Origin of the sequence: Lacticaseibacillus chiayiensis (assembly GCF_004123795.1) — a bacterium.
GTDB classification, from domain to species: domain Bacteria; phylum Bacillota; class Bacilli; order Lactobacillales; family Lactobacillaceae; genus Lacticaseibacillus; species Lacticaseibacillus chiayiensis.
The window spans coordinates 91,593-104,439 of record NZ_MSSM01000028.1 but is presented as its reverse complement, the minus strand read 5'-3'; the positions used below and the strand labels follow the sequence as shown (position 1 = coordinate 104,439).

The window sequence follows — 12,847 nt, the reverse complement described above, 5'->3', positions numbered from 1 at the left end:
AGAGCACATCAGTACGTGAGAGTGAATCGACCAGTCGGGCAATTTACCCAAGTCAGTCGACAAGTGCTTCGATCCAGACAAGTCAGTCACAAAGCACATCACGGTTGACGAGTCAGTCAGTACAGGCAAGTCAATTGCAGAGCACGTCAGTACGTGAGAGTCAATCGACCAGTCGGGCGATCTACCCAAGTCAGTCGACAAGTGCTTCGATCCAGACAAGTCAGTCACAAAGCACATCACGGCTAACAAGTCAGTCGGTTCAGACCAGCCAGCTGCAGAGCACGTCAGTACGGGAAAGTCAATCGACCAGTCGGGCAATTTATCCAAGCCAGTCGACAAGTGCTTCGATCCAGACAAGTCAGTCACAGAGCACTTCACGACTAACGAGTCAATCGGTTCAGACCAGTCAATTGCAGAGCACATCAGTGCGTGAGAGTCAGTCGACCAGTCGGGCGATCTACCCAAGTCAGTCGACGAGTGCTTCGATCCAGACGAGTCAGTCACAGAGTGCTTCGCGGCTAACGAGCCAGTCAGTCCAGACAAGTCAACTGCAGAGCACGTCAGTACGTGAGAGCCAATCGACCAGTCGGGCAATCTACCCAAGTCAGTCGACAAGTGCTTCGATCCAGACGAGCCAATCACAGAGTGCTTCACGGCTAACGAGTCAATCGGTTCAGACGAGTCAGTTCTCCAGCATTTCAACAAGTGCTAGTCAGCTAGCGAGTCAACTTACAAGTATTGTTAATAGTGCAAGCCGCGTAGCGAGTGCAGTTAACAGTGCTTCGACCAGCTTAAGTCAGGTAATCAGTGCATCCACGAGTACATCGATAAGTGCGGCAACTAGTGCTCTTGCAAGTGAATCTACAAGTGCTTTAACAAGTGAGAGTTTATCGACAAGCATAATGGGCAGCACGTCGGCCAGTTTGAGTCAACTGAACAGTGCTTCTTCAAGTGAATCCGCAAGTGCCTTCATGAGTATGAATGCAGCTGTAAGCGTCAGTGCTAGCCAGTCTGAATCTGCATCTGTTAGTGACTCAACTGAAGCTAGTGGATCAGCGCTCGCTTCGGCATTGGCCAGTGAATCAACAAGCGTGAGTGAGAACTTCAGCCAACTTACAAGCACTTCAACCAGTGTGAGTGAGTTAGTAAGTGAGATTACTAGCGGTTCGGCGGCTGTTAGTGAGACGGCCAGCGAGTTGACCAGCAACAGTATATCCAATAGTACGCTAGCAAGTGCCTCAACTGAGGCCAGCGAGTCAACGAGCGCTTTGACAAGTGAGAGCTTATCAACAAGCATAATGGGCAGCACGTCGGAGAGCTTGAGTCAACTGAACAGTACTTCTTCGAGTGAATCCGCAAGTGCCTTCATGAGTATGAATGCAGCCGTTAGTGCTAGTCAGTCTGCAAGTGTTCTGACAAGTGAATCTGAAAAGACTTCGGCGTTGTCATCTACTAGTGAGTCAATATCGAATTCTATTGCCAGTCAGTCTCACGGACCGTTACCATCCACAAATGGCTCCACGCTTGCCAGTGAGTCTACAAGCTTAAGCGAGAATCTGAGTGAGCTTGCAAGCACTTCAACCAGTGTAAGTGAGTTAGTAAGCGAGATTACTAGTGGTTCAGCAACTGTCAGTGAGGTGGCCAGCGAGTTAACCAGCAATAGTGCAGCCGATAGTACACTAGCAAGTGCCTCTGCATCTGTTAGTGCTTCAACTGAAGCCAGTGAATCGGTACTTGCTTCGACACAAGCCAGCGAATCAACCAGTAATAGTGCAGCCAATAGTACGCTAGCAAGTGCATCCGTATCTAATGGTGCTTCAACTGATGCTAGTGAATCAATAGGCGAGCGAACAAGTGCCTTAAACAGTACTTCAACCGCCGCAAGCAACTCATTGTCTAACTCAGTTGCCAGTCAATCTCACGAGACCTTACCATCTACTGGTGGATCAACATTTGCAAGTGAGTCTACATCAGCTTCATTGTCGAACAGTGTTAGTGGGGCTTCTGCGAGTCAAACGGAGTCTCATCAGCCATCGCCATCTATTAATGGCTCCCCTTCTAATATTAGTCCGGCTGTTTCAACAACAGCCTCCGGTAACCATAAGCAGTTACCACAGACTAATGAAGCAACTTCCGAAGCAGTTTCTGATGCGGGTATTCTACTGCTGAGTTTGATGGCACTGATGAGCTTAACGAGAAAGAAGCGTCGTCGCTCTCACTAATTCGAGGGTACTAACACGAGGTAAGCTTTTCTCAGTATCAACAAAGTAAAGATCTCAAGAAAGAAGTGGATGATTAATTAGCGTATAACGCACCATTAAAAGAGGACGTCGAACCAATCTAACGACTGGTTCTGCGTCCTTTTTTCTGTGCTTGAAAATTAGGTAAGATGTCTTGGGCGTGCACATGGATCAAAAATTCACACAAGCCCATTATGCTGAATCACTTGCTGGTACCAATAAAACGAATTCTTACGATACCTAGATAAAGTCCCAGTGCCGTCATCATGTTTGTCGACATAGATGTAGCCATACCGTTTGGCCATTTCACCAGTGCTGGCTGAGATGAGGTCAATCGGTGCCCAGGACGTATAGCCGACGAGGTCAACGCCATCGCCAATAGCGGCCTCCATTGCCTCGATGTGGGCTTTCAAATAGGCAATTCTGGCATCGTCATTGACGGTTTTGACACCATTTTGTTCAATGAGTTGATCGCGGGTACCGAAGCCGTTTTCGACGACCATCAATGGTATTTGGTAACGATCATAGATTTGGTTGAGTGCGGTTCTGAGGCCGCGGGGATCAATTTCCCAGCCCCATTCGCTGCGTTCCAGATAAGGGTTCTTGACGCCGCTGAAGAAATTGCCGCCGGTTTGTTCGCCTTTGCCGGTGCAGGTCATGGTGCTGGATTGATAATAGGAGAAGGTGTAAAAATCAACCGTCCCTGCAGTAAGCGTGGCTGCGTCTTCCGGTGCCATGTCAATGTGAAGATGATGGTCGCGCCAGTATCGCTGAGCAAAATAAGGATAGCGGCCCTTGACTTGCACATCACCGCAATAAAAATTGTTGAATTCGGTGGCACGTTGAACCATGGCGATGTCATCAGGATGACTGGTGTACGGATAAAGCATTCGGTACGCAAGCATACAGCCGACTTGAAGCTGGGGGTCCAGCTCATGGGCGAACTTGGTCACCAAGGCGCTAGCGACAAACTGGTGATGTAGCGCCTGCAAGCGCAATTGCTCGGAGTCTGTATCGGGACTGATAAATCGATCCGAGTCGTCAACATACATGCCACCTGCCAGGTAAGCACCCATTGGCCGCGTGAGCATGTTGATTTCATTAAACGTCAACCAGTAATGAACATCGTGATGGTAGCGAGTGATGATGGTTTCAGCAAAACGGGTATACGCGGCAATCATGTCTCGCGACGCCCAGGCGTTGAAGGCTTTAGTTAGGCCAATTGGCGACTCAAAATGCGAAATCGTGACTAATGGCTCTATATGATGTCGTTTAAGCTCGTTGATCAGCTGATCATAAAAGGCTAAGCCAGCTTCGTTAGGCTCGGTTTCTAACCCAGTTGGGAAAATGCGGGTCCAGGCAATCGAGAATCGATAGACCTTGAAACCCATTTCCGCAAACAACGCGATGTCTTCTTTAAACCGATGAAAATGGTCGATCCCGTCATGACTTGGATAAAATGCTTGCGGATCAATGGTGCGGGTGATCTTACGCGGCACGCTGACACTGCCGCCTAAAAGCAAATCGCTAGTCGAAAGGCCTTTACCATCCACATCATAGGCACCTTCAAGTTGATTGGCAGCTGTCGCACCGCCCCATAGGAAGCCTTCTGGAAAATTAGTTTTTGTCATACGATTGCTCCTTTTTTAAGCCTCTGGCATCGGTTGGCGAAGGGTGAGTAACGCATCTTCGTTAGTGACGGTTGGTTGGTCGTGCACGTCGATCTGGTGAGCGGCCGTGTTGATCAGCAAGACAATCACGGTTGGATCAAATCCTTCACGACGAATCGAAGTCAAATCCAGCTGCACCAGTGGTTGACCGGCTTTGACTTCCTGATTGTGTTTCACTAAAGTCTTGAAGCCGCGGCCTTTGAGGTTGACGGTGTTAATACCAATGTGGATTAAGATTTCCTGACCATTGGCAGTTGTGAGCCCCATAGCATGACCAGTTGGGTAAACCATGGTCACTTTAGCGTCGCATGGTGCCGTAATGGTGTCACCAGCCGGATCAATAGCCACCCCATGGCCTAGTGATCCAGAAGCGAAAACCTCGTCATCAAGCTGGCTAAGCGGAACAATTCGGCCGGTAACCACACTTTTAAATTGTTGCGTGGTCGGCTTAGCAGCTGGGGCGACTGGTGAATCGGGTACGACTGCGAAAAAGTAAGTCGTGATAAATGTCAGACCAAAGGCGATCGCCACGGTCATTAAGGCGTTGCGGAAGTTGTCTGGGTTGGCACCAATGAAAACCGGTAATGTGAAAATCCCTGGCGAACCAAACGAATAACGAACAAGGCCGCTAATGCCGGCGAATAATCCTGCTAAGCCACCAGATACGATAACGCAGGCTAAGGCGCGTTTGTACTTAAGCGTCACACCGTAAAGCGCCGGTTCCGTAATGCCTGATAAAGCCGTAACTGTAGCAGACAACGCAATCTGACGCCCACGCGCTTTGCGTTCGCGTACGGCAATCGCCGCGGAAGCACCAGCTTGGGCAATATTGCTGGCCAACATGCCGGGACCCATGATGGTTTCAGATCCGAATCGACCGATGGAAAGGGTGGCTAGCGGAAGTAGCGATACATGCATGCCGATCATGACCAGTAGCGGGGTGAAGGCACCGACTAAGGTTGGAACAAGCCACGGAACGTTTCGGTTCAGTACAGAGATGGCGGCGTATAAACCATCGCCCATCATGCTGCCGATCGGGCCAATGACAATTAAGGCAACCGGAGCAGTGATGAGTGCTACCAATAATGGTTTTAACATGGTTTTGATCATGTCCGGCGCGACTTTTTCCGCGAACCGTTCAACATAACTCATGAACCACACAATTAAAATGATCGGAATGACGCTGCCGCCGTATGACGCAAGGCGAATTGGGGCGCCAAATAACGCAATTGGCTTTCCAGCGACGACCATTGCCGTGAAGTTAGGGTGTAGCAGGACACCGGGCATCATCATAGCCAAGTAAGTGTTAGTATTGAATTTTTTGGCTGTGCTGACAGCTAGCATGAAAGGGAGAAAATAAAACGCGGCGTCCGCCATGAAGCTCAGGGTCAAATAAGGCACGCTCTTGGGATCAAGGCCACAAAGCGCCATGATGGCAATGACCACTTTGAATAAACCACCCGCAATTAAAACGGTGATGATGGGGGCCATGATATTGACGATGGCGTTTAGAACCCGTTTTAAGACATTCTTTTCGGAACTCGCGGTTGTGTCAGAGGAGGTGCTGTTTTCGCGAATGGCATAGTTTTTCATGATTTCGGCATAGTACTGGGTGACTTTGGCGCCGACAACGACTTGGGATTCATCGCCTGAGTTGACGGCACTTAACACTTCGGGAAATTGTTCAAGTTGCTGGGTGTTGAACTTGGTTTTATCGATTAAAACAAAGCGCAGGCGAGTTGCGCAGTGGCTAAGACTTTTAATGTTGTTAACGCCACCGACTGCCTGCATGATGCGATCGGTGATTTTTGGATGGTCAGTCATAAGTTCCTCCTTGGTTTGGTTGTTTGAGTGCGTGACGAGGGTTTAACCGATTAACACACGGTGGATGTGAATAATGAGATAAGCCAATTCCTCTTTTGTCGGCGGTTTGTTGTAAATGGCCGTGATCGTTTTTTCGACTTTGAGGGCAATTTTGGCAGCTTCAGGGTACAAACTATAGACGTTAACCAGTAACTGGCCGTCATCTTCCAGCATGGTGTTGCTTAGATAACGTTCGGCGAAGAATTTCATGTGGGTGACAAACCGCTCATAATTCAGGCTGGTGGTAGCAATGGTGCCACCGGTTAATACGCGAATGGCTTGCAGAACGTTGTCAACAAGTTGGGTGACTTCCAAAACATTGGCTCTGGCGGTCGCAGCCGGTGAGGCATTAATAATATGAAAAGCAATATTGGCGGCTTCTTCCTTAGGTAACGTGACATCTAACATATCGCGTACGACGGTTAAGCCGTATTCACCAATGGCAAAAATGTCAGGATAGTAGGTCTTCATCTCCCAGTAAATCCGATTACCCAGTGCCTGCTGGGCGTGGTAACGCTGAACCGAGAAATGAAGATGATCCGTTAAGGCGTAATAAATGCTGGGAAGCAGGAATGCCTGCAGCTTTTCTTCGGCATAAGTGACGATCTGTGATGTCATGCTAATGTAAACCGCGGGAATACGATTAAGCGACTGGATCATTTCGCTTTTGCGGCTGTCATCTAGTGGCATGAACTTTTTGAACACAGCGGTATCGGGGATGGCGACACCGACTTTTTGATGGTAGCCGATGCCTTTACCAAAGGCGATATATTCATCCCCATTTTGTTCAGCAAGTACCACGTTGACGTTCAGAACCTTTTTGATCCGAAACACACGACTCCTCCTTTCTTTGAGTTTGACATTAATCTCAGCAACTAAGGTCCTTTGCAAGTGGTTAATGGGGTGATCAATTTTTGAAGCGAAAAAAACAGGCAAAATTAAGAAGATCGTTTGATGTCGAAACGATGATCAAAGTCTTGCCTGCATTACCAGTAACATACGCTTGTTTATTCAGTTGATAGTTGCATTTTAGCAATCAAATCATGAAAACGCAACCATGTAAACTAAAAGATCTAGATATTTTTTACTTGTTTACCATTTATTAATTTAAAAATAAATAGTAACTTGAAGATCAATAAACAAAATCATGAGTTACTATTATTTATCTTTAAACAAGCTATAGCCAAGTTTATCAGTTCGAGATGGTTTCTACCGAAGCTAAGAAAAGCCTTTACGCTGGTCGGTAAGTAAACTCATGACGCCTCACGTTTTAATGACAGTAGTTTTTTCTGCTTCAAGCGTCGCCGGTTGCTCGGCCAATATTCATAGACGGTGACACCAATAGCCACCAGAATGCCGATAATAGTCAGCCACAAGCCTTGCGTGATGCCGGGCGTGTGATAGGTTAAGGTGAACGTCGAGCGGCCGGTGGGGACTTTGAGGCCAATAAATCCCCGATAGTCTTGCAAAGTCACTTTCTTGGAATTGACTTGCCAGCCTTTTTCATAAGGAATAGTCAGCATGATATAACCACTGTTGTTTGCCTTGGTTGTCAGGGTGACCCGGCCATTTTGAATGTGTTGTTGCGGCGCGTTTTGCTTGGCTGTTGCAATCGTTTGTTTAAATGCGGTTCGATTGAGCGTGTATAGCGCAAAGTGATCGAGATCAATCTGATTGAGGCCGCGGTTAAACGTCAACGTGATCGTCGTCGGTTTGGTGCTGTTAAGTGGCATTGAAATTGTTTTGCTACCAGTGTCAGGGTCATTTTTAACCGGAATATCATTGACACTGATCGCCATATTCTTGCGCATGTTTTCGCCCATAACCAGATATTGCTGATCGCTGGTGGGGTTGACAGTTAACGTAATCGAAGCAGCGTTTTTCTTGTTGATTTTGGTTGCAACCGCGTTCGTTAGGGTTGTGAGCGGCTTGACATTATCGACGCTGATGCCGGAAAAATCGCTGGTTGTTAGCATCGTTTGGTTCGCTTCAGGTGTCAGTGTTTCAAAATAGGCATTTTGCTGGAGTACTGGGTTGGCCTGGACCTGCGTTGGAATTTTCCGGTAAATCTGAGTGGCTACCGGCAGTGCATCCGGATTTTGGTAAATGTTAAAATAGTCATTATGACCCAAAAGCTTGTAAGCCGATAAGTCGTAGCGCGGATTGGATATGATTCGGGAGGCAACTTGCTGATAGGCTTTCGTACCGACTTTCTTGCTTTGAGTGTTAACAATCAGTAATTTTTTGACGTCCAGCAGACTTTCCAACGGCCAAGTCAGGTCATTATTTTTGACGCGTCCGGCTGATCCGATTGCGCCCAGATTGGTTAGAGTATTGATGGTACTGGTGTTGAGCACCGAAGAGAAAGTGCTGATGCCGTTAAAGTTATATTGATACGGATCATCCATGGAGCGTTGGCTATCGGCATTAATTCGGTAAAAGCCGCCTGAGCCGAGTTTTTTAGCATCGTCATAACTGGCTTGTAGGACTTTGCTGGTAACTGTGAAGTCCGCTGCGGGCACGAAACTAATCGCTTTTAGACTCGTGAACGCATTGGTGCCCATGTCCAAAACAAGCAGGACCACGATGCCGCTAACGAGCCATTTTTGCGGCAGTAGTTGACTGCGGATGCTATACAGCAAGAGCGCGGCAACCAGCAAAAAGACGCCGCCGAGAGTGAGGTTGAGCGCGGTGATGTATTTATGAGTCGCCATTCTTAAAATCGTTGGGATCAGTAAGCAGCCTGCTGTAGTCATGCTAGCCATGCCGAGGCGGAAGCGGGAGACGGATGGTAGATGGGCTAGACCACGTAGACTCAACACAAGCAGCCAGAAGATCACAATGAACGAATGACGATAAAGATACCAGACTGGAGCGCGAAAGCCTTGCCAGATAAGCACGAGCGGATTTAACCAAATTGACAGAATCAGAAGCAGTGTCAAGTTACCGGAGATGAGCCGTTCGCGAATCGGAATGGATGCCGCCAAAAAGTAGCAAACTGCTCCCAGCAACGCAATCATGCCCAGGTAAAGATTAGGCAGGCCGTTAGAAAGCTGGTCAAAGTTAAAACTTCCGGGAATGAATTTGGAAGGCAAGTCGAGCAGTGAGTAAAGTGCCTTCAAACTAAAATCCGCGCCGGCACTTGATAGCCGTGAAGCTGTCAAGGCAAAGTAAGTCGGAATTAACACCACGGCGGCAAGCATACCGCTTAGTAACGATCCACCAGCAAATAAGCCAATTTTACGGAGTACGTGGGTTTGACGTTGGATCGCCCAACGCCAGCAAAAATATAAAACAGCAAAGATGGCAATCATGAAGCCGATGTAGTAGTTCGTTATAAAACTAAGACTGAGCGGTAAGACGTAGGGCATGATGCGGTGCCTTTCAAACAGCCGATCAATGCCCAAGGCCACCAATGGCAGTAGAATAACGCCGTCCATCCACATGATGTTAAGAAAGTTGGCCACCAAATAGCCGGACAACCCATAGCTGATGCTGAAAACCAAGGTGTACCACCGCACACCAGCATGATGACTGGCATAGCATTGAGCCGTTGCCGCAGCCGCGCTGTATTTAAGTGCCGTCACAAATAACATGGCAATCGGTAACGCGTGCCGTGACACAAGAACAAAGATCAGATTAAACGGACTTAGTAGGTAGTAAGTCCAGTTAGCATACATCCCACCACCAAGACTGTTCGAAAAAGAATACGCCTTGCCTGCAGTTCCTGCCAATGCGTGTTTGAGATAAGTGAAAAAGTCGATGTATTGCACTGCCGAATCATTGGCAAGAATGGACGATGAGCCAAAGGGAGCCATTTTTAAAGCCGCAAAAACACAGAGACTGATGATAAAGGTCAGGGCAAAACTCACAAATAGCAAAGGCCAGGTTTTGTTTTTTTTGAAATGCAACATATCGGGGGAGGACTCCTTTGAAAAGCAATCGGTTAATCGTTGATTATTAATATGATAGCAAAAACCGTGCTGAATAAAAAATAAGCTGAAGTTTAAGTATTAACTTAATCATAACGCGGGATGGCGACACGCAGCAGCCGAAATCTCTTGAAAACGTTTTTAGTTGGCAGACTTGATGATTCTTTAAAAATCACTTCGCCCGTTGCTGCCGTTATTGTTACAATATTAAGAGAACGTTCGCGATGATTATCGTTTGGAGGGCTTTTATGGCGACACAAACAAGAAGTTCGGACATCAGGAAATTTTTAAAAACAAATGCAATTTGGTTGCTGCCGATGTTGGCGGTTGCTTTGGTGTTATTGGTACAGTGGCCGCAGCTGCATCTCTCCTATATTTTCCACCAAGACGACACGATGCCGCAATTGCGTCGCATGGAAAGCTATGTCACCAGTGTGCAACACGGTGCGTATTTTCCTAAAATTTTTCCTGAAGAAGTTCGCCACTTTGGTTATGCTTTTGACGCCTTTTATCCGTCTCTGATGCTGCTCCCTTATGTGTGGCTGCGGCTGGCTGGACTCGGGATAGTCAGTGCCTATTATGGTTATCAAACGTTGATTTTGGTGGCGACCGTGGTGGCGGCCTATGCTAGTTTTCTGAAAATTCGCCGCCGTCCACTTGCGGCATTCGTTTTCAGCATGGTGTATACAACGGCGGTCTATCGGATGCTGGATGCCTTTGTTCGCGGGGCTCTTGGTGAGAATCTCGCCTTTATTTTTTTACCGATCATTACTGCTGGAATGTACCTGATTTATATAAAAAAGTCAGACAACTGGTTCTTATTGGCATTTGGCGTGACCGGTTTGATGTACGCGCATATGTTGTCGCTTGTGATGGCGCTCGAATTTTTGGTTGGCGGGTTCCTTGTATTGCTCATATTAAAGCGGGTTTCGTGGCGGATGGTTCGGTATACGGCATATGCGGCGATCAGTTCCCTGTTGATGGGGTTGGGCAGCTACTTGCCTATGCTGGAGATTTCGCAACATTTGCCGCTAAAACTTGCCGAATCGGCGACGATTTGGCTTAATTACCTGCAATACAACCTGGGCGACTTGTTTCAAAATTCATTAAGTATGTATGCCTCCACCAGCAACATGCAAAATGTGAATCAGACGTTCCGTCCGGGGATGGGCGTTTTGATGCTAGGTATTGCGATCGGGTTGGCGCTCTGGTGGCCCAAGTTAAGCCGCTCTGTTAAGGTTGCGGCAGGATTGGGTTTTGTCACCATTTTCTTAAGCACGAATCTTTTTCCATGGTCGCTGTTTCGAAAGACCGTTTTAGGCACAATTCAGTTCCCTTGGCGATACTTGGAACTAACGACTTTATTCCTGAGTCTGGCTGTTGCATTGTTGGTGGCGGAAAAAGTGCATCCGCAACATTTCGCATGGGGGATGGTCTTGGCGGCTTGCGTGGTCGGATTTAGCTATGCCGTGACAATCAATACAACCATGACGAACGCCAATACTTACCGAGTGACGGACGAAAATGCTGCCGCTTACTATGGCGATGCAACTGGCGGCGGTTCGGAGTATGCACCGAAGCAATTCGATCCCTCCTCCTTTTTCAAAAAAGATCAAACCATTGTTTTGTCTTCGCATAAACTTCAGCGCTTGACGCCGTTGACCCAGTATTATAATGATTTGCGCTTTGGCTACACCAGCACGCAGTCGGTTGTCTTGCGATTACCTAAGTTTGCCTACGTCGGCTACAACGTCACTGTTGATGGGAAAGTCGTTCCATATCGCGCCCAAGGTAAAAATGCCCGCTTAACCATCACGGCACCGGCTGGCAGTCACCGAGTGCGGGTGGCCTATACCGGTACGCGGTTGCAACATATGACTGGATGGATTTCCTTGGCGGCTGCCATTATATTTTTCCTGAGCTGGATCTTTGTCGCAATTCGCAATTTTGATATAGAAAAAAGCACCACTTCCGAAGATACGAAGTAGTGTGGTATGTTCAGTGTACCGGTGTGTCAGGCTTTTGCGCTTAACTAGCTGAAAAGTCTGCATGCCGGTTTTATTTGATTTTGCGCGCAATAAAAATTGGTCGTTGCTTGGCTTCAATATAGATTCGACCGATGTAACGGCCCACAATACCTAACGCGAACAGCTGAATACCGCCGATCATGAGGAAAATCGAGACCATCGATGGCCAGCCTGCCGTCGGATCGCCATAAAGCGCCGCGCGAATGACAATAAAAATCAGTGCCGCAAATGCACCTAAGAAGCTGATAATGCCGACCATGGACACAAAGGTCAATGGAGCATCGGAAAAATCAATAATCCCGTCAATGGCATATCGCAAAAGGCCGGTAAATGACCAACTGGTTTCACCATGTTGGCGCTCAATATTCTGGTAAGGCAGGTACTTGGTTTTAAAACCGACCCAACTGAAAAGGCCCTTGGAAAACCGATTGCGTTCGGTCATATGTACAATCGCATCGGCCACTTGCCGCGTCATAAGTCGAAAATCGCGAGCTCCTGAAACAATCTGGGTTTGTGAGACGCGATTGATGAATTTATAGAAAAGATTGGAAAAGAATGACCGCAATCGAGCTTCACCGGAACGATCTGTCCGCTGTGCCCCAGCCATGTCATAGCCTTCCTGAAGAGCAGCATACATATCCGGCAACATGGCTGGCGGGTCTTGCAGGTCGGCGTCCATCACCGCATAATAATCAGCTTTGGCAGTGACCAATCCAGCATACATTGCGGCTTCCTTGCCAAATGAGCGCGATAGATCAATGTAGTGCACTTGCGCATCGTTTTCTTGTAAGTGTTGGACTTGAGCGAGCGTGTCGTCGGTTGAGCCGTCGTTGACATACCAGATTTGCGGCTCCAGCTGCGGCAAGTCGGTTTGGAATGTTTTCTTTAAAGCTTGGTAAATCAAAGGAACATTTTCGAATTCGTTATTGCAGGGAATAATAATTGCCACGCTTTGCGACATAGGGTAGACCTCCTTAAGAAAGTGAACGCGAACCGGCGCGGTTAGAAGTCGGAGTGTAGGCGGCCTCGGACGTGATGGCCCGGCTAAGGCCATTGCGTCTGAGGTCGTTACATGCAGACTTCCGCGTTGGGGGGGAGCGCGTTATGGTGATGAC

6 protein-coding genes and 1 pseudogene are annotated in these 12,847 nt (G+C 47.8%); 2 read left to right on the top strand and 5 right to left on the bottom strand.

Annotated features, from left to right (window positions below):
* Positions 1-2,222: pseudogene (locus tag BVJ53_RS14985) on the top strand (hypothetical protein); the annotation flags it as partial.
* 197 nt (positions 2,223-2,419) lie between these two features.
* Here BVJ53_RS14985 and BVJ53_RS10910 read toward each other — a convergent pair.
* The 4 genes from BVJ53_RS10910 to BVJ53_RS10895 all read right to left on the bottom strand — a co-directional run bounded on the left by BVJ53_RS10910 (position 2,420) and on the right by BVJ53_RS10895 (position 9,687).
* On the bottom strand, positions 2,420-3,871 hold the full coding sequence (locus BVJ53_RS10910) for a glycoside hydrolase family 1 protein (protein ID WP_129302412.1): 1,452 nt from the start codon (positions 3,869-3,871) through the stop codon (positions 2,420-2,422).
* A gap of 15 nt (positions 3,872-3,886) precedes the next feature.
* A complete protein-coding gene (locus tag BVJ53_RS10905; protein ID WP_129302411.1) occupies positions 3,887-5,734 on the bottom strand; it encodes a beta-glucoside-specific PTS transporter subunit IIABC in 1,848 nt (615 codons plus the stop codon).
* Between the two features lie 42 nt (positions 5,735-5,776).
* The gene (locus BVJ53_RS10900; RefSeq protein WP_129302410.1) at positions 5,777-6,607 is read right to left on the bottom strand and encodes a PRD domain-containing protein; all 831 of its coding nucleotides are present in this window, start codon (positions 6,605-6,607) and stop codon (positions 5,777-5,779) included.
* Positions 6,608-7,026: 419 nt separating this feature from the next.
* Positions 7,027-9,687: a YfhO family protein gene (locus tag BVJ53_RS10895; protein ID WP_129302409.1), complete on the bottom strand. Its 2,661-nt coding sequence runs from the start codon at positions 9,685-9,687 to the stop codon at positions 7,027-7,029.
* A gap of 266 nt (positions 9,688-9,953) precedes the next feature.
* Here BVJ53_RS10895 and BVJ53_RS10890 point away from each other — a divergent pair, with 266 nt between their 5' ends.
* On the top strand, positions 9,954-11,693 hold the full coding sequence (locus tag BVJ53_RS10890; protein ID WP_129302408.1) for a hypothetical protein: 1,740 nt from the start codon (positions 9,954-9,956) through the stop codon (positions 11,691-11,693).
* Between the two features lie 70 nt (positions 11,694-11,763).
* Here BVJ53_RS10890 and BVJ53_RS10885 read toward each other — a convergent pair whose 3' ends face one another.
* Positions 11,764-12,693 (bottom strand): glycosyltransferase family 2 protein, encoded by a 930-nt coding sequence (locus BVJ53_RS10885; RefSeq protein ID WP_129302407.1) that lies wholly within the window; start codon positions 12,691-12,693, stop codon positions 11,764-11,766.
* Positions 12,694-12,847: the final 154 nt, after the last annotated feature.

Coding starts and splice junctions, on each gene's coding strand:
- BVJ53_RS10910 (WP_129302412.1), bottom strand. CDS start 3,871: ATGACAAAAACTAATTTTCCAGAAGGCTTCCTATGGGGCGGTGCGACA.
- BVJ53_RS10905 (WP_129302411.1), bottom strand. CDS start 5,734: ATGACTGACCATCCAAAAATCACCGATCGCATCATGCAGGCAGTCGGT.
- BVJ53_RS10895 (WP_129302409.1), bottom strand. CDS start 9,687: ATGTTGCATTTCAAAAAAAACAAAACCTGGCCTTTGCTATTTGTGAGT.
- BVJ53_RS10890 (WP_129302408.1), top strand. CDS start 9,954: ATGGCGACACAAACAAGAAGTTCGGACATCAGGAAATTTTTAAAAACA.
- BVJ53_RS10885 (WP_129302407.1), bottom strand. CDS start 12,693: ATGTCGCAAAGCGTGGCAATTATTATTCCCTGCAATAACGAATTCGAA.